The sequence below is a fragment of the Clostridium sp. 1001283B150225_161107_B6 genome (assembly GCF_015556325.1).
Taxonomy (GTDB): Bacteria; Bacillota; Clostridia; order Lachnospirales; family Lachnospiraceae; genus Enterocloster.
Genome location: NZ_JADNMD010000019.1, coordinates 1 through 19,532, shown reverse-complemented (window position 1 = coordinate 19,532; position 19,532 = coordinate 1). Strand labels below are relative to the sequence as shown.

Annotated in this window: 21 protein-coding genes and 2 pseudogenes; 1 reads left to right on the top strand and 22 read right to left on the bottom strand. The window is 50.2% G+C overall.

What is annotated here, in order from left to right:
- Positions 1 to 35: 35 nt before the first annotated feature.
- The 15 genes and pseudogenes from I2H39_RS27535 to I2H39_RS27465 all read right to left on the bottom strand — a co-directional run bounded on the left by I2H39_RS27535 (position 36) and on the right by I2H39_RS27465 (position 14,520).
- Positions 36 to 2,105 carry a CHAP domain-containing protein gene (locus tag I2H39_RS27535; protein WP_002569174.1) on the bottom strand — a complete coding sequence of 690 codons (2,070 nt, stop codon included), beginning with the start codon at positions 2,103 to 2,105 and terminating at the stop codon, positions 36 to 38.
- Between the two features lie 35 nt (positions 2,106 to 2,140).
- The gene (locus I2H39_RS27530; protein WP_008978036.1) at positions 2,141 to 3,100 is read right to left on the bottom strand and encodes a site-specific DNA-methyltransferase; all 960 of its coding nucleotides are present in this window, start codon (positions 3,098 to 3,100) and stop codon (positions 2,141 to 2,143) included.
- On the bottom strand, positions 3,097 to 5,535 hold the full coding sequence (locus tag I2H39_RS27525; protein WP_067539662.1) for a VirB4-like conjugal transfer ATPase, CD1110 family: 2,439 nt from the start codon (positions 5,533 to 5,535) through the stop codon (positions 3,097 to 3,099). Before I2H39_RS27525 ends, I2H39_RS27530 begins: the two co-directional genes overlap by 4 nt.
- Positions 5,486 to 5,887: a PrgI family protein gene (locus tag I2H39_RS27520; protein WP_067539664.1), complete on the bottom strand. Its 402-nt coding sequence runs from the start codon at positions 5,885 to 5,887 to the stop codon at positions 5,486 to 5,488. The genes I2H39_RS27525 and I2H39_RS27520 overlap by 50 nt, the downstream gene beginning before the upstream one ends.
- Before the next feature lie 177 nt (positions 5,888 to 6,064).
- Positions 6,065 to 6,934 (bottom strand): VirB6/TrbL-like conjugal transfer protein, CD1112 family, encoded by an 870-nt coding sequence (locus I2H39_RS27515; protein WP_016289915.1) that lies wholly within the window; start codon positions 6,932 to 6,934, stop codon positions 6,065 to 6,067.
- Between the two features lie 19 nt (positions 6,935 to 6,953).
- A pseudogene (locus tag I2H39_RS27510) lies at positions 6,954 to 7,037 on the bottom strand (Maff2 family protein); the annotation flags it as partial.
- Between the two features lie 90 nt (positions 7,038 to 7,127).
- Positions 7,128 to 8,798 (bottom strand): recombinase family protein, encoded by a 1,671-nt coding sequence (locus I2H39_RS27505; RefSeq protein ID WP_195628018.1) that lies wholly within the window; start codon positions 8,796 to 8,798, stop codon positions 7,128 to 7,130.
- Positions 8,799 to 8,996: a hypothetical protein gene (locus I2H39_RS27500; protein ID WP_054328110.1), complete on the bottom strand. Its 198-nt coding sequence runs from the start codon at positions 8,994 to 8,996 to the stop codon at positions 8,799 to 8,801. It abuts the gene before it with no gap.
- Between the two features lie 240 nt (positions 8,997 to 9,236).
- The gene (locus I2H39_RS27495) at positions 9,237 to 10,574 is read right to left on the bottom strand and encodes a virulence-associated E family protein (RefSeq protein ID WP_005929926.1); all 1,338 of its coding nucleotides are present in this window, start codon (positions 10,572 to 10,574) and stop codon (positions 9,237 to 9,239) included.
- Positions 10,543 to 11,187, bottom strand: a complete 645-nt coding sequence (locus I2H39_RS27490; protein ID WP_195628017.1) for a CHC2 zinc finger domain-containing protein — start codon at positions 11,185 to 11,187, stop codon at positions 10,543 to 10,545. The genes I2H39_RS27495 and I2H39_RS27490 overlap by 32 nt, the downstream gene beginning before the upstream one ends.
- 65 nt (positions 11,188 to 11,252) lie before the next feature.
- Positions 11,253 to 12,833, bottom strand: coding sequence for a MobQ family relaxase (gene mobQ, locus I2H39_RS27485; protein ID WP_195628016.1), 1,581 nt, complete (start codon positions 12,831 to 12,833; stop codon positions 11,253 to 11,255).
- Positions 12,834 to 13,015: 182 nt separating this feature from the next.
- The gene (locus I2H39_RS27480) at positions 13,016 to 13,411 is read right to left on the bottom strand and encodes a hypothetical protein (protein WP_195628015.1); all 396 of its coding nucleotides are present in this window, start codon (positions 13,409 to 13,411) and stop codon (positions 13,016 to 13,018) included.
- A gap of 293 nt (positions 13,412 to 13,704) precedes the next feature.
- Positions 13,705 to 14,001, bottom strand: coding sequence for a DUF3847 domain-containing protein (locus I2H39_RS27475; RefSeq protein WP_195628014.1), 297 nt, complete (start codon positions 13,999 to 14,001; stop codon positions 13,705 to 13,707).
- A complete protein-coding gene (locus I2H39_RS27470) occupies positions 13,994 to 14,335 on the bottom strand; it encodes a DeoR family transcriptional regulator (RefSeq protein WP_195628013.1) in 342 nt (113 codons plus the stop codon). Before I2H39_RS27470 ends, I2H39_RS27475 begins: the two co-directional genes overlap by 8 nt.
- Positions 14,332 to 14,520, bottom strand: coding sequence for a hypothetical protein (locus tag I2H39_RS27465; protein WP_118601709.1), 189 nt, complete (start codon positions 14,518 to 14,520; stop codon positions 14,332 to 14,334). Before I2H39_RS27465 ends, I2H39_RS27470 begins: the two co-directional genes overlap by 4 nt.
- 483 nt (positions 14,521 to 15,003) lie before the next feature.
- On the opposite strand from I2H39_RS27465, the gene I2H39_RS27460 reads away from it, so the two are divergent.
- The gene (locus I2H39_RS27460) at positions 15,004 to 15,810 is read left to right on the top strand and encodes a helix-turn-helix transcriptional regulator (protein WP_006060470.1); all 807 of its coding nucleotides are present in this window, start codon (positions 15,004 to 15,006) and stop codon (positions 15,808 to 15,810) included.
- 122 nt (positions 15,811 to 15,932) lie between these two features.
- On the opposite strand, the gene I2H39_RS27455 is transcribed toward I2H39_RS27460, so the two are convergent.
- The 7 genes and pseudogenes from I2H39_RS27455 to I2H39_RS27425 all read right to left on the bottom strand — a co-directional run.
- Positions 15,933 to 16,460 carry a hypothetical protein gene (locus I2H39_RS27455; RefSeq protein ID WP_195628012.1) on the bottom strand — a complete coding sequence of 176 codons (528 nt, stop codon included), beginning with the start codon at positions 16,458 to 16,460 and terminating at the stop codon, positions 15,933 to 15,935.
- A gap of 66 nt (positions 16,461 to 16,526) precedes the next feature.
- A complete protein-coding gene (locus tag I2H39_RS27450) occupies positions 16,527 to 17,129 on the bottom strand; it encodes a Type 1 glutamine amidotransferase-like domain-containing protein (RefSeq protein WP_195628011.1) in 603 nt (200 codons plus the stop codon).
- A 51-nt stretch (positions 17,130 to 17,180) separates the two neighbouring features.
- Positions 17,181 to 17,558: a TnpV protein gene (locus I2H39_RS27445; protein WP_009274452.1), complete on the bottom strand. Its 378-nt coding sequence runs from the start codon at positions 17,556 to 17,558 to the stop codon at positions 17,181 to 17,183.
- Entirely contained in the window at positions 17,518 to 17,880 is a 363-nt protein-coding gene (locus tag I2H39_RS27440; protein ID WP_347708613.1) for a helix-turn-helix domain-containing protein, read from the bottom strand. Before I2H39_RS27440 ends, I2H39_RS27445 begins: the two co-directional genes overlap by 41 nt.
- A gap of 64 nt (positions 17,881 to 17,944) precedes the next feature.
- Positions 17,945 to 18,103 carry a Maff2 family mobile element protein gene (locus I2H39_RS27435; protein WP_009243792.1) on the bottom strand — a complete coding sequence of 53 codons (159 nt, stop codon included), beginning with the start codon at positions 18,101 to 18,103 and terminating at the stop codon, positions 17,945 to 17,947.
- A gap of 411 nt (positions 18,104 to 18,514) precedes the next feature.
- The gene (locus tag I2H39_RS27430; protein ID WP_002569167.1) at positions 18,515 to 18,685 is read right to left on the bottom strand and encodes a hypothetical protein; all 171 of its coding nucleotides are present in this window, start codon (positions 18,683 to 18,685) and stop codon (positions 18,515 to 18,517) included.
- Positions 18,672 to 19,454: pseudogene (locus tag I2H39_RS27425) on the bottom strand (VirD4-like conjugal transfer protein, CD1115 family); the annotation flags it as partial. The gene I2H39_RS27430 and the pseudogene I2H39_RS27425, both read right to left, overlap by 14 nt.
- Positions 19,455 to 19,532: the final 78 nt, after the last annotated feature.

The following is a 19,532-nucleotide window of genomic DNA, read 5'->3' as shown; positions in this document are numbered from 1 at the left end:
TAAATTTCTCCTTTCAGATTTTCATTTTTTTGTTGTCAGTTCCAATTCATTAAGCCGTAGCCCTTGATACAGGAGTAATTGACGGGGTAGCTCTTTATCTTGCAGGCGTCGCCGGAATTGCCCTCGACGGTATAGACGCGCTCCCCGTCCGTTCCGATAACAAGCCCCACATGGTCTGCGCTCCCGTCCCCGTCCCAGTCGAAAAAGATAGCGTCGCCGGGGGCGATATTCTCATAGCCCCTCGCGCCCCATTGCCCGCGTGACTGGAACCAGGGTACGCCCTGTGACTGGCACCCGGCAAAGCGCGGCTCGCTCTTTCCGGCTTGATTGTAGCACCATGAAACGAAACAGGCGCACCATTCCACGCGGCTGTTAAATCCGTACCAGCTCCAAAAGGGTCGCCCGCCCACGTTGCCGACTTGCCGCTTCGCAAGGTCTACAACGGCGGTGTTGCCGGGGCGTGTGCCGTTTACAAGCTGTACGCCGCTTAAATCCTCGGACGCGCCCATATCGGGGGAGCCGCCGCCGAAAATCAGCGGTTTGTTTCCGCTTGTTTCCAGATAGACGCGGTACATTTCAAGCTGCTGTGGCGTTAGAAGTTCCTCCGCAATCTCGGAAATGGGCTTGTTCGTCAGCTTCACGTTGAGGATATGGTACTCGTAGGGTACTTCCTCGGTGGTCGTTTCCCCTGTTTCCGGGTCTGTGCTTGTTTCTGTGCGGTAGCGGATTTCCGTTTCTTCTGTCAGCGTCAAAGTGTACTGCATGGCAAAGACGCGATTTAGCTCTGCCTGTGCGCTCTGCGGGGTGTAGGTCTGCAAAAGGGCGGTGAGGTAGGACGCTAACTCATGGGGGTTATGCCCGATACTGTCAAGGTCATAGCGGTATTCGTCATAGCCGGGGTGGGTGCTTTCGATATTGTCAATCTGCTGCTGAAGCTCGTTTTCCTTTGCGGCGTAATTGTTCTCCGTCGCCACAAGGTCGCTGTCCTCCGACGTGTAGGAAGTCCCAAGTATGCCGTTCATCAAGCCGGAGAACATGGAACCGCAAGAGGAAAGCCCCGCCGATACCATGATGAATAAGAGCAGCGCGGCAACGGCGATACATACGCCCGCCGGGTGCCGCCCTACAAAAGCGATTGCCTTTTTTGTTTCCTCGGCGGTCTTTTTTGCCGCCTTGCGGGTGTTCTCTGCGGCTTTCTGCGCCGTTTTTGCGCCGCCTTTCCTTGCCGACTTTGCATACTGCCGCTTGATTTGCTGCTTCTGCATGAAGCGGGAAAGGGGATTGCCCGCAATCTGCGGATTGTCATGCAGGGCTTTATGGTACTGGAAATCCACATTCGCCTTGAACGCCGCTTTCTCTGCCTTTGCCGCCGCCCGGTAGGGTTTGAGCTTGTGGCTGTGGTAGCCCTCCTTGACTTTCCGCGCCCCGTACTTTGCGCCGCGCTCTGCCAGTTCTTCGGATTTGTGCGCCCCCTCAACGCCGGAATTGTCCTTTTCAACGGAATGTATCTTGTTGTGGACGAAAATACCCGCTTCCTGTGCGGGGCGGGATAGCGGGTTATTGTGGGGCTTATTCTTTCCTATGGGCTTTTCCTGTTCCTCAAAATGTAGGCGGGTCTTGCCTTTCCCGGTGGCTTCATCAAAGGTGCGCTCCCGTACAAGTTTCTTTTCTTTGGGGATAGCCGCCTTTGCCGCGTCCAGACGGTCGGCTGCTTTGTCCGATTTTCGGATATACCTTTCAAGCTCCGGCGTTGCCCGTTCCTCGTCGGTAAACTGCAAGCGGGAAGATTTTTCTTTTGCTGTGGCTTCTGCCTGTGCTTTCCTCGCCGCCTTTTTGCTCGCCTTTCTGGTACGCGCCCCGTCGATACGTTCCAAGACGCGCTCGGCTGCTGCGGTGTCCTGTTCCCGTTCTGCCCCCGGCGCATGGGGAAGCGGCGGCGTGTCGGTTAAGGGCGGGGAAGTTGCGCCGCCCGGTAGGGGCTGCGCTGCCTGTTCCGGCTGCGGTGGGGCTTCGGTCTTTGCAAAGTCCGCGTCCCTTATCCGCTTGCTGATACGTTTCTTTTTCCCGGTAGCGGCGTTTACCTCGACAGCCCCCTCGCGGGTCATTTTCTGCGTGACTTTTTCACGCGCCTTATATTGTTTTATGTGTCTGTCCCTCCAATCCGCGCCCTTGCAAGGGCGCAATACTCGGCGTTTATCTCAATGCCTATATAATGCCTGTCAAGCTGCTTTGCGGCTGCCCCCGTCGTGCCGCTGCCGAAAAAGGGGTCAAGCACAACGCCGCCTTTCGGACAGCCCGCCTTGATACAGGTTTCGGCAAGTTTTGGCGGGAACGCGGCGAAATGCCCGCCCTTGTAGGGAACGGTATTGATAAGCCACACGTCCCGCCTGTTCCGCATGGTCGGCATGAGGGCTTCGTCGTAGTAGCTGCCGCTTCGCGCCCGGTTAAGCCCCTGTACGTTCCCCTGTCCGGGTACTTCGTCCGCATATTTCTGTCCCGCGCTGCGCCCGGTGCGGTACCGCGCCGCCGTTGTGGGGGCTAACGGCTCGGCTATGGCGGCTGCGTCATAAAAATACTTCTTTGACTTCGTAAGCAGAAAGATATGTTCATAGCAGCGGGTAGGGCGGTCTTTCACGCTCTCCGGCATGGGGTTTTCTTTCTGCCAGATAATGTCGCTCCTTAAATACCACCCGTCAGCGCGTAGGGCAAAAGCTAAAAGCCAGGGAATACCGATTAAGTCCTTTTGTTTGCAGCCGGAAACGCGGTTGTTTCTTGCAATCTGCTGTCCGTTTCTCCCTTTCGGGTTCTTCGGGTCTGCATGGTAGCCTTTATTTCCTGTGCCGCAGTAGGTGTCCGCGATATTCAGCCAGAGCGTACCGTCAGAACGCAGTACCCGGCGCAGTTCGCGGAAAACCTCGGTCAGCCTGTCAATGTACTGCTCCGGCGTGTCCTCCCGCCCAATCTGCATATCAAGCCCGTAATCCCTAAGCGCATAGTAGGGCGGGCTTGTGACGCAACAGTGTACGCTTTCCTCTGGAAGCTCCCGCAAGGCATAGAGCGCGTCCCGGTTGATAATGGTGTCTGTCCTTAATTTTGTCATGCTTCGCCCACTTCCTCCGGCTTCGTCGTCATTACCCGGTAAAGCTCGGTGTCTTTCGGGAAGCGGTCTACAAAGGGCAGCACCACGTTCCCGTAGAAGATAAGCCCCTCGCCCGCTTCGGTGTGGGTGACATACTTCATCTGCTGCGGGGAGATGTTGAGCTGCTTTGCAAGGATAGCCCGGTCGCCCGCCGCCTGATTGAGCATGAGGACAAAATCAGAGTTTTCAAAGATATTCTCCACTTCGCGGGAAGCAAGCAAATCCTTGACGTTCTGCGTAATGGCTGTGGGTATGCCGCCCCATTTTCTGAAACGCTTCCAGATTTCAACGGAATAGGCGGCGGTCTGTTCCTCTTTCAAGAGAAGATGAAATTCGTCCATAAAATACCGGGTGGATTTCCTTTCTGCCCGGTTGACGGTGACGCGGTTCCATACCTGGTCCTGCACAATGAGCATACCTAACTTTTTGAGCTGCTTCCCAAGCTGCTTGATGTCAAAGCAGACAAGGCGGTTAGAAAGTTCCACGTTGGTACGGTGGTTAAAGACGTTCAAGCTGCCGGAAACGTAAAGCTCCAATGCCGCCGCGATACGCGCCGCTTCCGGCTCCGGCTGCTTCAAAAGCTCGTCGTAGAGGTCGCCCAAGATAGGCATTTTCTCCGGGTCGGGGTCTGCAAGGAAAGGGCGGTACACGTTCCTAACGGCGCGGTCAATGACGGTCTTATCGACGGGCTGCAAGCCCTCCTTGCCGCCGATTACAAGCTCGCAGAGGGAGAGGATAAAGTCGGATTTCAGCGCAAGGGGGCTGTCGTCCTCGGAATAGTTGAGGTTAATATCCATAGGGTTCACATACTGGGGCTTCCCGTCAATGCCCTTGCCCGTAGGCGATAACCGTATCACTTGCCCGTCAAGCCGCTGCACAAGGGAAAAATACTCTGCTTCCGGGTCGCAGATAATTATGTCGTCGTCGGTAATGAGGAAAGCGTTTGTCATTTCCCGTTTGGCGGCAAAGGATTTCCCGCTTCCCGGCGTACCCAAGATTAAGCCGTTGGGGTTCTTTAGCTGCTTGCGGTCGCAGAGTATCATGTTGTTAGACAGGGCGTTTAAGCCGTAGTACAAAGCCGCGCCCGTCTGGAAAAGCTCCTGTGTGATAAAGGGGATAAAGATAGCGGTGCTTGACGTGGTAAGCCCTCTTTGAATGGGGATAAGGTTCTCCCCAAGCGGTACAGAGGACATAAGCCCCGCTTCCTGTTGGTAGTCAAGGCGGGTCAAGGCGCAGTTGTTCTTCTGTGCAATGCCCGCCGCCGCGAATACGTCATTTTCCAGTTTCCGCTTCGTGTCCGCCATGTTCACCACAAGGAACGTCAAGAGGAACATTCTTTCATTCCGGCTCTGCAAGTCCTGTAAGAGGTTCTTCGCTTCGCTGCCGAACGTGGCAAGGTCGGACGGGATTATATCCATGTCGTAGCCGCTGCGTACCGCTTTTTTCTGTTCCTCGATTTTCATTTTGTCAAGGTCGGTGATTTTCCGCTTGATTGTCTTTATGGCTTCGGTCTGGTCGATACTGTGGATATGCAGATTGACGATAACGCCCGTTTCCAAGTCCAGAATATCCGATAAGATACGGTCGTTTAATTCCGGCGCAAGGATTTCAAGGAATGAAACCGCGCCGATTTTGCGCCCCATGCGGAAATAACGCCCCTCGCCAAAACGGAAAGAGGATGGGGCGATAAAGTCCTTTGTGGAAAGCCCGGACGGGGCAAGCCATGAAAAATCAAAGGCAAACTGCCCGCCCTCCGGGTGGAAAATGCCATGCAGCATTTTAAGGCGTTCATAGCCTGTCATGGGGCGGGCAGACACGCCCAAGAGCTTAAAGTTGTTGAGTACGTCCGTTTCGATACGGGCAAGGCGGGATTTCGCCGCGCCCAGACTGTCGGCTTCAATGGCAAAGGTGATATATTTTGCTTTGACAAGCCCGTTGTTTCCCTTTGCAAGCTGGTTTTTCAGCATATTCCGGTATTCTGTGCGGATAGAGTTGAAAGCGTCCTCCTGTGCCGGGATATTGACCGCCTTTTCCGCTTCGCCCCGCTGCGTCCCCTGATTGATGAAAGAGAGCTGCACCGAAACGGAAGCGTCAAAGTAGTTGAGGAAGTCGCACCAGTTCTCAAAAATGGCGGTCTTGTCGTCTGCCTGTGCAAGCTGATAGTTAATATCTTCAAAGGCGACGGTCTTTGAGTATTTCCGTCCCGTAACCTTGCAGATACCGTCCGGGTACATCTGGATATAGGGGATTGTCTGCTGTGCGGTGTGGGCTTTCCCGTCGCCCTTTGCCTGTCTGATGATTTCCGCAATCTGCTTTTTCTCGGCGCGGGTGAGCTTGCGGGGCGGGTTAGGCTTTGCGCTTCCCGCCGCGCTGTTTCTTCGTGTTTCCTTTTGCAATCGCTGATACCTCCTTTTCAAGTTTTCTCTGCCGTTCTAAGACGGAATAAAAGTTGTCTGTCCTGTATGGTCGTTCTTTGGGGGCTATGAATTTCGTCCGTATGATGTTCTTCACCACCACTTCAAGGGGCTGTCCATGCTTTTCATACATGGCGAACAGGAAACAGGGCAGCATGACGGCAATCATAGCCATAGACGCAAGGCTTGTGCCTGTGCTGTCTTTGAGCAGAAAGAAAAGCGGAAGCCCTAACAGGAGAGCTACCGCAAAACATACAATCTGCCGTTTGGTAAGGTTGAAAGCTACTTTTGTCTTGACTTTGGATAAGTCTTTGGGTACGGGTACATACGCCAAGTGGAAACCTCCTTTCTCTGGGTTTTTTGCTGCTGTAAGTTCCCATAGGGGTAATCAAGGCAAAGGTCAATTTCTGCCCTTTGCCCGTCCCTATTCTATGGGGTTTTCCCGCGTCAAGGTCGGGTAGTATTTTCGCCGCTTTGCTCTGAAAATCTCCACCCTACCCTTGACACGCCGCTAATGCGCGGAGAAAATCGACTTCGCCAGTGCGCCGGATTTGAACAGGGAGAAACAGAGGATAACGGTATAGGCTGCAAGGGAAAAAATCGCGCTGTGCAGGTTGTCCGCTATTATCATGTTGTTCACCAAAACCGCGTAAATGCCGACGCATATCATTATGAGGAAGCCTTGAAAGCCAAGCGCGAACAGGGATTTTAGGTAGTTGTTCCCTATCTGTCCCCATTCCCGATTAGTCATTGTTGCGAACGGGATAGGCGATACCGAACAGTAAAGGTAAATTTCTATCATTCTGCCGTAGAGGATAACGGTTATCAGTACGGACATGATTTTCATGCACAAGCTCACAAGGCTTGTTTCCATGACAAGTAAGAGCAGTTCGGGGATTTCCATAGCGTCAAGCCCGCTTTGCATGGAAGCAAGGGCGGCGGCAACATCAATCTCTGTGCTGCCGCCGATTACCCCCGCCGCGCCGGAAACAACGTGCTGCGCCATATCGAACACCGCCATAGTGATGTCAAAGGTGTGCGTCACAAGGTAGACTGCCACAAACGCCTTGAACACCCACTTGAAGAACATGGAAGTGTCAACGTCGTGCATATTGTTCTTTTCCGTTACCATGCTGATAAGCTCATAGCATAGGACGTAGGTAATGACAAGCCCCGCAATGGGTACGATTACATTCTCACTAAGCGTCTGTATCATGGAGAATATATTTGCGTTCCACCCTTGCGGGGTCTGCCCTACCTCTGCGGCGATAGTGCCGACTTTCTCGTTTACGTCCCCGAACATAGTTGACAGATTACCGTTTATGGCTCCTATGAGGATTTCCTTTATCCATTCGTTAATCGCGTCAAGTATGCTCTGCATAAGCCTTTACCCGCGCTTCTTAACCGAACAAGCCGGAAAGCAGCGGTACAAGGGTCATGCCGATAAGGGCAACGCCGCCGCCCGCCATAAGCTGTTTTATCCCCAATTAGGTGTAAAACTCTGCTCGATGGCGGGCGGCGGCGTACAAAAAATCTATATGGTGTTTTTAAGAGAACCGTCCCGGCGGGACAGGTCAGGCAGTGACCTGTTCCACCTCCGGGATGGGTTTGAGATTAAAATGAATTTCGATAGAAATGTGTCTTGTTTTATCTTCGTCAATACGTTCATGCACGACGATTTCTTTGATTAAGCGGTTGAGGGTGGCTGCGTCCAGCTCTGTGATGTTGGCGTATTCCTGAATGGCTTCCACCCATTGTTTTGCGTCATTGGCAAGCTGGACTTCATCGGACAGCCGCTTTCTGCCCTCGGACACTTTTGTTTTAAGCTCCGTCTGCTCGGTCTGTGTCTTTTCCAGCATGGTGTTGAAATTCTGCTCACTGATACGCCCTGCAATCATATCCTCATAAAGCCGCATGACCATTTTGTCCAGAACCTCAATCCGTTCCTCGTCCCTTGTAAGGGAGCGTTCCATTGCTTCCCGCTGTTCCCGCTGCTCGGCTTCACAGGTATTGGTCAGGCGGTCGGCAACCGCTTTCCCGTCCATCAGGGCAGCTCTGGCACATTCCCGGATTTTCCGCAGCACATGGCTGTAAAGGGTGTCATAGTCAATCCGGTGCTGGGTGCAGTGGTTCTTTCCAAAGGCATTGTAGGTCTTGCAGGAATAAATCTGCTGGGGATATTTTGCGTTTGTGTAGCGTATCGTCAGCGACTTCCCACACTCGCCGCATTTTATCAGTCCGGCAAACAGGCTGATTTCATTGGTCTGCCCCGGACGCTGGCGGGATTTCAGCTTGTTCTGCACAATGTCAAAGCTCATGCGGTCAATCAGCGGTTCATGCTGTCCCTCCACCACAATCCAGTCCTCCGGCTTCTTTTCTCCAATCGTGCCGATTTTGAAACGGTAGTCTTTTTTCTGGGAAGCAATCGCCCCGGTGTAGACGGGATTCATCAAGAGGTCTTTGATAACGGAGAAGTCCCACATATACCGTCCGTTTTCCGGGTCTTTCTTTTCCCATTTGGTGCGGGTATTGCGAAGCCCCCGTTCCCGGTTCCACCATGTGGGGCAGGGGATTTTTTCTTCCTCCAGCCGTCTGCGGATATAGTTCGGACCATGACCGTTCAGGGCATATCCGAAAATCAGCCGCACAATCGGGGCGGTTTCCTCGTCAATGAGCAGATGGTTTCTGTCCTCTGGGTCTTTCCGATACCCAAAGGGGGCAAGACACCCGGTAAACTGTCCTTTCTGCGCTTTCAGAAGATAAGAGGAATGGACTTTCTTGGAAATATCCTTGCTGTACATCTCGTTCAGGATATTCTTGAACGGGGCAATATCGTTGTTATCCCGCAGGGTGTCGATACCGTCATTCATGGCGATATAGCGGACACCGTTTCTTGGGAAAAAGTCCTCAATCAAATGCCCGGTTTGCAGATAGTTACGCCCCAGTCGGCTGAGGTCTTTCGTGATGACAAGGTTGATCTGCCTGCGCTCAATGGCTCTCAACATTCTCTGTAAATCAGGACGCTCCATGTTAAGACCTGTGAAGCCATCATCCTGATAGACTGCCACAACCTCCCATCCCTGCTTTTCGCAGTATTTTTCCAGCATATCACGCTGGTTTGCGATACTGGCACTTTCGCCTTGCAGGTCATCGTCCTTTGACAGCCTGCAATAGACCGCTGCACGATACTCTCCGGCAAGTGCCGAACCGATTGTTCTGTATTCCATTTCGTTCATCATAGCCATTTACCCACACAATCCAGACGGTATCTGGCTCTTTTGAACCTCATCTTCATTATACTTCATATCTTTCTTTTTAGCAAGATATTCTTTCGTATTTGTTTTGCCGTATTTCTGGGAAATCAGGCTGACGAACACATCGGTTGCGTCCAGTTCCCCGTCAAACACAGTAGTCACATGAATCTCTGTTTTGTTTTTTGCCATAGGCAGTTATCCTCCATACATGAAAATAGCCAGACAGAGGGTGTCGGCAACGAAGTCCGGCAACGGGCTTCAAAAGACCTTGCAAACAATCTCAATCTGGCGATGGTTACTATTTATACTTTTCTTTTATTTTTCTGTTGTTTTGGTTGTCATAGGGGAGAAAAGCCGATAGTTTCGGGATTTTCCCCGGCAACCGGCTCGGCAACGGGATAGCAACAGGGGGGCAACGGGCTGTCATTTTCAGAATGGAAGCTCCATCTGTTCTGTGACCTCCACAAAACCGTCCATCGTTTTTTCAGACGGGTTGCCGGAGTCCGTTGCCGGGTTTTCACGCTCCCAGCCCTTTTGTCTGCCATATTCTGAAAACATTCTTGGGTTCGGGAAGTACCGCCAGCGGTCAATGCACTGGTTCATAATCTCGTTGATTTCCCGGATTTCCCATTGCTTCGGCTCGTCAAAGGCATGGTTCAAGGCTTCCTTGTAGAGCTGCTTGGAACAGACCATACTCCCTGTGTACTTATCAAGATACGCCTGTATCATCCCGGCTTTGGTGTCCTCCGGCATAAAATCCCGCTGGTGTTCTTTGAGATACCGCTGCATGGCGGGGCTGAAAGCCAGCTTGAACCTGCCGCTTCGGTAAATCTCCATCGCTTCCGCCCACATCTGCTCGATATAGGCTCTGGAAGCAGCTTCGTCCTCCAAAATGTGAACCTCGGCTTGCTCCGGGTACACCATGACGGGGATAAAGCGGCGGTTGCCGGAACGGTCAAGGGGCAGGAAGTCAAGGGCATTGGAAGTGCCGCCAAACACGCACTGACGGGGGCGGTCTGCCGGGTGGGTTTCATAGGGTATCTTGTAAACCTCTTTCTGCCGGCTTAAAAATGACTTGATTTCCTCAATGCTCTTGGCGTTGGCGGTTGCCATCATTTCCGACATTTCAATAATCCAATGACCTTGCAGCTTGCGGTACACATTGTCATCGTCCAGCTTCCGCAAATCATCGGAGAACCACTCGTCCCGGACTGCCAGCAGACGGAAGAAGGTGGACTTGCCAGCCCCCTGACCGCCTACCAGACAGAGCATGATTTCAAACTTGCACCCCGGCTGAAAGGCTCGTGAGATTGCACCCAGCAGGAACAGCTTCAACGCTTCATAGGTGTAATCGTCTGCGTCAGCCCCCAGAAAGTGCCGCAGGCAGAAACGGATTCGCTCTGTCCCGTCCCACACAAGGGTATTGAGATAGTCCCGGATGGGATGGTACTTGTTTTCATTCGCCACAATCCCGATGGCGTTATCAATCTTTTTCTCATTGGTAAGCCCGTAGGTTTCTTCCAGATAGAGAAGCAGATACTTCATGTCCGTATCGTTCAGGGCGGTGCTTTCTCTGTGAAAACCGATGGGCTTTATGATGTCCTTGCGGTCGGTCAGGATGTTGTATGCGATAGCCCCGGAAAGCAGCGGGTCACGCTGGAATACAGTCAGGCAGTTCCGTATGCTCTGACGGACACCGCCTTTCTCGGTAGTTTCCAGTCCCGCCTTGATTTCCTCAACGCTCTGTGGCGGCTGCATGGCGTTCATGATGTTTTTTAGTTCTTGCTGCGTCTGCGGCTGCAAGCTCTGCCATTCGCTGTTCAAGCTGTATCACATCCTTTCCGTAGTCCGTAATCAAAGCCGCTTTTTCCTCTGTTTCCCCGAACAGCAGCACATCCAGCAGATATTCCACTTGGTCTTGCTTCTGTAAGGCTTCCACAAACCGGGGATGAAAGACTTCCTCTGGGGAATGCGGGGCATATTCCGTTCTCCATGCCCGAAGCAGGTGGAGATAATCAGCAAGAATACGGAAGCAGCGGCTCTTTGCTTCCTGAAACTGTTCCTCCGGGGATTTCTGCCGGGGCTTGGGCTTTTTTGCCTTTCCCGGCGGCTTCCAGTCCTCATAGGAAAGCCCGAAGTCCTGTGCCAGTTGTACGGCGGCTTCTTTCTTTCCCAGCCCATACAGGGCGGCGGCAAAATCAATCACATCCCCATCCGCACCGCAGCCGAAGCAGTGGTAACGCCGATCCAGCTTCATGCTTGGGGTTTTATCGTTATGGAACGGGCAACAAGCCATCCCGTTCCGACCTACACGGATTCCATAATGCTCCGCAGCCTGTCTGGTTGTGACGGACTGCTTCACAGCTTCAAATACATTCAAATCTATCCCTCCTTGAAAATAAGAAAAGCACCTGACATTCTCTGATTGAAAATGGCAGGTGCCCGTTAAAGTTCCATATCCTGTTGTCTGTGTTTCGTCTGTGCCGGGGCGGTTCTTTGTGCTTTTTTCTCGTCAGCCTTATCCTGCAAGACTTCTTTGATGGGCTGCTTCTTGGGCGGCTCTTTGCTTTCCTCTGTGCCGGGTGTGGCTTTCCGTACCCAGTAGCGGATGTCCCGCAGCTTCTTCAAATCCTCCTGTACCTCGGTCAGCGGTACTTTCAGTTCTGCGATTTCGCTGAGAAGCGTTTCCTGCTCCTCTTGCAGCTCCTTTTGGGTACTGTCCTTATCGTCCGGGTGCTTGGCAAGGTAGTCAGCGGCTTTCTCATACCGGGCAACCTCCGGGTGTTCCTGTTTGAATTTCTCCTTTGTTTTCTTAAAAAATATCTTCTGGTACTTCTCATAGACAGCCTTACATTCTTTGCAGTCTGTCCGACTGGCAAGAATCCCGTCAATCACTTTGCTCCGGGCTTCCTTTGGCTTCATCTGATTGCGGTAATCTGCGGCTGATTTCCCGGAAGATTCCAGAAACGCTTCTAAGTCCTCCACAGTGGAAAGCCCCTTTTGCCGGAGATAGGACAGGGCTTCGCTGACTGCCTTTAAGTCCTGTGAAGTCCCCCGGTTCTGTCCAGCCCTCGTCCAGTCCTTCCGTTCTTCCTTTCGTATCTCCATATATTTCATCAAAAGATTGGGGAGAAGCGTTGCTTCCTCCGCTGCTTTTTGTGCAAGCAGCTCCTTCCGTTTTTCTCCCAGCTCGGCAATCCAGCCTTTGAGGTTGTGGATAAGCTGCCGGATGGACTTCATCAGGCGGTTGGCGGCTCTGATTTCCCGGTTCAGGTTTCCGATACTCGTCTGGATTCCACGCTTTTCCATCTGCCGGACAGCAGCCCCCTCATGGACAGTGGGAACTATATCAAGCCCCTGTCTGGCATAGGAACGCAAGTCCACACGCTCCGGGCGGTCATTGGCTTCCAGATAGCGGTTCTGGATGACTTCCCACTCATGCCGCCAGATTTCACAATACTTCTGGTCGTTCCATTCCACCGTATCCTCCTTGTGGCTTTTCCACCTGCCGGATGGCAGCTTTATCCGTTCCCCGTTCTCGTCAAGGTCATAAACCTTACGGCTCTTGGGAAGCCATTTCCCATGTTCGTCCATTGCCCTCATAGTCAGCAGAACATGGGCGTGGGGATTGTGTCCCGGCGGATGGGGGTCATGGATTGCAAAATCAGCAATCATGCCTTTGGAAACAAACTGCTGCTCACAAAACTCCCGTACAAGGACAGCATACTGGTCGGGTGGTATCTCTCTTGGGATGGTAAGCACCCACCTTCTTGCAAGCTGGGAGTTCCATTGCTTTTCCACCGCTTCGGCGGCGTTCCACAAAGTATTGCGGTCTGCATATTCCTGTGGGGCATTAGGTGGGAGCAGGATTTCATTGTGGACGATACCACGCTTTTCCGGGTAGTGCTTCACTTGCTGGTCATATTCACAGAACAGTTTTTCGCCACTCTGGTAAGCAGCGGCGGCAACAGCAGACTGCCGTTGGCTGCGCTGAACAATCGTGATTTCGTTGTGTGGACAGGGCATTTCGTATCCCTCCTTTCGCTAATTGGTGGATGGGGTGGCGTTTTACCACCTCATTTTGGGCAGAAAAAAAGCAGGAGACCTTTTTCAGATTTCCTGCTCGGTGCGCCGCTGTGTTGGCGGCGGGTATTTAGTTGTAAAAGTTCGGGGCAAGTTGACCTGATGTGTGGGTGGCAAACTGGAAATTATTTAATTCTCTGTGTACCTAATTGTAATTGTTCAACTGCTATTTTTACTTTATTGTCATCTTCCTTTTGAAGATTTTCTATTTCCGAACTCCGAATAGTCAAAATGATTTCGTCCCCCACCTGTAAATCATCAAGTGTTATAGCTACAACATCTTGTGTATCATAATTACAATAAATCATAGGAATTTGGGAACAATCAATAAGACAATCATCCCCTAAAACACCTTCTTCTCCGCTATCTTTTGTGGTTATGATTTTATTTTCTTTATCAATTTCTGTTATTATCGCATTGACACCTAAAGTAAGTGGTTCGTTTGTTTGTTGTCCAGAACACGCAACTAAAGTAAACACACAAATAAATATACATAATGCCATTATCATTTTTTTCATCATAAGTTCCTCCAAATTCCGATTAGTCGTTGACTTCATTATACTTTATTCGACCGTCAAAGTATAGAGAGATTTTGTAAAACTTGTCGGCTGGGAACAGCTTGCAACGCAAGGTGTCCCCAGATGGCAAGTCCACAAAAGGGTAGCTGGCGGCAGCCAGCGCAGGGGAAGCGTAGCGTCCCCTGTATGATTTGGAGCAGACCATGACTGCGGAAAATCACAGCCCTCCGGCGAGGAGCCTTCGGAGAACGCAATGCACCAACCTCTGGGTGGTGTATAATTGCGCCCTTAGTAAACTAAGGGGTTTCCGGCTTCTTCCGTTCCAGCAGTTTCTTCAATAGTTCCTGCGTGTCCTGCCTGTGAAAAATGAGTTTCAACAACAGCATGACATCATCGTCTGTCAGGCGTTCCGGCTCTTGCAGAAAACTTTCCAGCATACCGCCACGAGTGCAGAGCCGGTGCGTCCGTTCCTTTCGGGTAAACTGCTTTAACTGGTGCTGCAATGCCTTTTCATCATTGATGGCTTTCCGCAGTTTCTTTTCGCTTTTCTCCAGCTCCCGGTTGAGCTTTTCCAGCTTTGAAGTATCAGGCAAGGGCAGCGTCCTCCTTTCCCGGTATCAGCACATAAATCCTGTTTGGTTCTCCAACGCCCTGACGCACCCGCATGATAAGCCCGGCGGTTTCCAGTTCATTCAAAGAACGCTTGACCGTCATGGGGCTGCGGGACAGGACTGTGGCAATGGCTGTGATAGGGAAGCAGACAAACAGGATTCCGTTCTCGTCCTCCTGCCCTTTGGATAGCATAGCGTCCAGCATCCGGCAGTACATGACCTTTGCGGTGCTGCTGACTGGAAATCCTGTCAACGCTCTGGGAAAAGGCATACAGGGCGGCAATGGTGTGTCTATCGTCATAAATTCAAAATTCATTCGGTGTGTTTCTCCTTTTTCTTTGCTCGTTTGGATAAATAACGGGGGCAGTCAATCACAACCGCCCGGAAGCTCTGCCTGCACCCATGCTGGCATTTCCGGCATAATTCGTTGTAAGTGACACGCCCCCGGTCATTGAGGTAAAAGGAAAGCTCATGCTTCCTCTTTTTGCTCATTCTCGGCATATTGCGCTTCCTCCCGTTTTCGTGTATGGTTTCGGGGCGATTTTCGGCAAAATTACAGCCATAGAGCCGCTTAAAATCTCCCGAAGTATCAGCGATAGGGTAGACTATCCCCCTATCAGATTGTCGTGTTTCGGTATCATTTCGGTGTCAGTCCGCCAGTTCTCCCCGGTGTCGTTCCTCCCCTGAATCTCACAGCGGCGTATCGCTCCCTTTGGTATGCTCGTTTTGGTCAGGGTTCCTCCACATCCCTGCCAAAAGTCATGGCACTACATCGCCGGGGAAGCATATCCCACACAGGCTGGTCATTCGATTGGAATAATCCATCGATGAACTACCTGTATCGTAGAACATTTTTGTGCCCTGTGCCGTATGTCCACAAAGTAGGAATTCGGGGTAAAAATCAGAAATTTCCACGATTGCGGAATTGATATGGTATAATCAATTCAACGGTTATAAATGTTGTCAGAAGGGGGAACTGCTTCAATGAACGGAGCTACTACAATACAGGAACGGCTAAAAGATTTACGATTAAACAAAGGATTAAAACTGGAAGAACTGGCAGAGCAAACGGGTATTTCAAAATCGGCTCTTGGCAGTTATGAAAAAGATGACTATAAGGAAATCAATCATGGCAACCTTATCCTGCTGGCAGATTTTTATGGGGTGTCCCTCGATTATCTCTTTTGCCGGACAGAGAACCGGGCGGAGATCAACACGCCATTAAGGGAGCTGCATTTGAGTGATGAGATGGTAGCACTTCTGAAAAGCGGTCGGATTAACAACCGTCTGCTGTGCGAACTTGCCACCCATAAGGACTTTATCAAGTTTCTTGCGGACATTGAGATTTATGTGGATGGAATTGCCACCATGCAGATTCAGAACCTCAACGCCCTTGTCGATACCGTCCGGCATGAAATCATTGAACGGTATCGCCCCGGCGAAGATGACCCCCATTTGAAAGTGCTGCAAGCCGCCCATATCAGTGATGATGAATATTTCAGCCACATGGTTCTGGATGACCTCAACCTCATTATCCGGGATATTCGGGAAGCCCATAAAAAGGACAGCGAGAGTGCACCTCAGACCACCGTTGCCGATGAACTGAAAGAAAATCTGGAAGCGGTTGAAAATTTCAAGGGCAGCCGTGATGAAAAGCTGGTTGTCCTTTACTGCAAGCAACTTGGTATCAACTATAAAAATCTGTCAGATGAAGAATTTCGCTGGCTCATTCGGATTCTCAAAAAATCAAAGAAAATGGGAACGCCTATCAGCCAAAGGAAAAAACGGTAAAGAAAAACCGCTGTTGCATGGTTTGTTAGCTTCCATGTAGCAGCGGTTTTTACTGTGGTTATTCAGTTGAAAATCAGAACGATAAACTGGAAGTTGTCTGATTAGCAATTATCTTTTGCAATTTATAACTGTATCAAAAAGAATACCAGTACACTCGAGAGTATTGTTACTGTCCCCATTATGATAAACATCATGGAAGTAAAACTTTTTGAAATTGGTCTATCAACATAACACTTTTTAGGATTGTTTGGATTATAATAAACTGTCATCTTACTGTTGATAGGCCACAACTGCTCCGCAAATTGACGCAAATTTGCAATAGCTCCAGTTTTTACATGTAGCCATCCTTTTTCATCTTCATAGACTTCTGATTTCATCGGTACAGGTACTCCTGATAGTTGCGTTGTTATAATTCCTCGAAATTTCTTCTTTGCTTTATAACAAGTTCCATTCACAAAGTACTCAACGATTGGGTACACTCTTCCATTTCCAGGAAACCCATATTGTTTAACAATACCGTCTGTCTTTTTTGTACACAATTTATTCTGTCTTTTTACAATGATATTGAAAGTAACTCCTAGTAGAACTAATATTACACCAAGACCTCCAACTGTCATCAATTCTAACCATGCAATTTGTATTTCATCCATAGTTTCATCGCCTCAAATTTCGATTTTTCGTTCTCTACGACTTCCCAATAAACGGGAATTTTCAAATTAGTCTTTGCAAATAACCTTTGAACCTTCACCATCAATTACAATTCCCTGACGGTTGTTAATTGGGCATAGATTCAAATCCGAAAACTCAGTCATTATTTTCTCGGTAACTTTCTTAAATGGTGCTGTAAGATAATGCGGAAGAACATAGAAATCAATCAAATCAAGCCCTGCATCATCTTCTTGTGAGTAGTCCTCTGGCTTTTTATCCATTTGCTCGATATATTGGATGCTTGGAGCGCATATAATTGCGCCTGCCGACTCGCCGATAATCAATTTTCCATTTGCCAATTCCTTTTTCAGTAGCCCATCAGCTCCCGTTTTACGGAGCTGGTCCATAAGAAAGAAAGAATTTCCGCCGGTAAAATATATCACATCTGCTTCTTCAAAAACAGACTGTATCGTTGAATAAGCCTCCGTTGAAATATCAATTTCAGTTACGATTGCTCCCAACTTTTTGAATAATTTTCGAGCCGAGCCGACATAACCGGTGTAGCCTTCACGCAGTGAAGCTGTTGGAATAAATGCGACTTTCTTATTTTCAATTTCTTCCTTTATCAGACTTCCCACACTTGAAAAATGCGAACATAAAAATAGTTTCATCAATATTCTCCTTTATAAATTCTTATTTGTCATAATCATTCTACCATACCGTTATGAATAAATCATCTCTTGCAAAATAATTTCTTCTGCCCGGTTGTGAATGTTATTGCAACGCCGCACCCATTCCATTTGTTGGGTTCGTTTCAATTCCTCGGTCACGCCCTCGGCATCTTTCATCTGCTCCATGATGGTGTCTAACCGTTCCTGTGCCTGTTCGTTCAGGTCTGCAAGGTATGTCCATAACTCCCCTGTCAAGGTCAAGGTGTTCAATTTGGCTGGGTGGACTTCTCTTAAATACTCCCGGTGCATCCGTCCGTACTTTCCGATAGGGCGGTGTTCCTCCGGCAGCTTCAAATCTGGGATATAGTAATCTCCGACAAGGATATAATCAATTCCGTTTTCCGTTATTCTTGGTTTCAATTCGCTCATGCTCCTTACCTCCTGTGGAAGCAGGCTCGTCTGATACTAACTCAATCACATCGGTAATCTCACAATTCAGCGTTTCGCAGATACGGGCTAATGTATCCATGCTGATGTGCTTTCCCTCTTTGCTCATGTTGGCAATCATATTCGTTGTCATACCAGCGGCAAGCCTTAAATCCTCTTTCCTCATATCACGCTCTAACAGTGTGTGCCAGAGTGGTTTATAGCTGATGTGCATATTGTTTTCCTGCCTTTCTACCCATACCACCGGGGCGGCTGCCCCGGCAGGAACTTTTCTCTTATTATAACACCAATCTTGTGAAATCACAATTTATTCTTGTAGCCTGCCGCTGATACCGTCTGGATTGGTTTTTCCTTTCTTTTTGTTCCCTTTAATTAGCCATGAACTGCTTCATGCCCTGGCTTTTCGCGCCCGGATTGTCGTTGCCGTAGCCTTCCATGAGGTTAATCACGCCCCAGATACCAAGCCCGGCTCCAAGTGCTACAACAAGGGTCTGCAAAACGTCTACTGCGCTATTGAAAAATGCCATAAATATATCCTTTCTGCCGCGTCTGCGGCTGTCCGGCAAGCGGACAAAAGGCGGTCAGCGTATGGTCGCCGCCGCATAAAAAAACCGCCCTCTGGTAAAGGCGGCTGTCCCCGCGCTGCGTAAGTCCTGCGGCGCGGCGGTATTCAGTTGTAAGGGGTGCGGCTCCTGCCGCTGTGTACTGCGCCGGAAAGTGGGGGCGCGTATCATGTAGCCGGTATGGATAGATGTGATTGCTTCAATCGCTCCTTTCTGTGTCCCGCTGTGCTGCCGGACGTTTTTTTCAGACTTGCGGGAAGTGAATAGCTTGCGTAGCAAGGTGTTCGCTTCCCGCAAGTTCACAAAGGGGTAGCTGCCGCAAGGCAGCGTAGGGGAAGTGTAGCTTCCCCTGTCCCCCGGCGGTCTGCCATGCTGTCACTGTTGCGGGATAAGCCCCCGGCGCGTGACATACTCCGTTGCAAAACGGCGGTGTTCCGCTTCCTTTTCCCGCCAATACTCCCATAATGCAGCGTCGGCGGCTTCCGCAACATTCATTAAAAACCGTTCAAGCTGCTTTTGTTTTTCCTCTGCGCTACGTTTCCTCATGGTCTGCGTCCTCCTGTAAGTCTGCTGCGTCAATCTCGTAATAGTCAAAAACCTCGTCGGGCTTGACAATGGCGGGGCGGCGTTTAAGGTGCTTTTCCATGTCAAAGGCGTTCTTCGGGTCTGCGTCGGATAGGTACTTGTATTTCGGGTGTTTCGTTATGTCGAATTTGTCCGAAAAGAACGGGCGCACCCCGCGTAGCTGCAAGATACATTTCCCTCCGTCCATGACTGCGATTTCATCTTCCGTCATAAGCTGCTTTCCCAATTTCTGATAGTTCAGCCCATGCGAAAGCTCCCGCCCTCTGGTTTCGGAAGTGTTGAAGCTGTCTATCGTTTCCTTGCCTAAAATCTCCGATATTTCTTTGAGGGTGGTTTTCTCCTTGCCGCCCAAGAAAAGCGTGGTGTCGCAGTTGCCGACTATGGTATCGGCGTTGTCCTTGTAGATTGCCTTTAGCTGTGACTGGCTCTGCAAGATGATTGACGCGGAGATTTCCCGGCTCCGTATCGTTGCAATGAGCTTTTCAAACTTTGGTATCTGCCCGATATTCGCAAATTCATCAAGTAAGCACCTAACATGGACGGGAAGCCGCCCGCCATATTCATCATCTGCTTTGTCGCATAAAAGGTTGAATAACTGTGTGTAGAGAATACTCACGACAAAGTTAAAGGTGTCGTCGGTGTCGCTGATAATCACGAAAAGGGCTGTCTTTCTGTCGCCTATGGTGTCAAGCTCCATTTCGTCGGTTTCCATAAGCTCCCGCAGCTCCTTAAATAGCGATAGGTAATCCTTTGATGTTATCTCCGGATTTTCCCCCGCCCTAAACCGGGCATGAACCTTTCAGCTCAC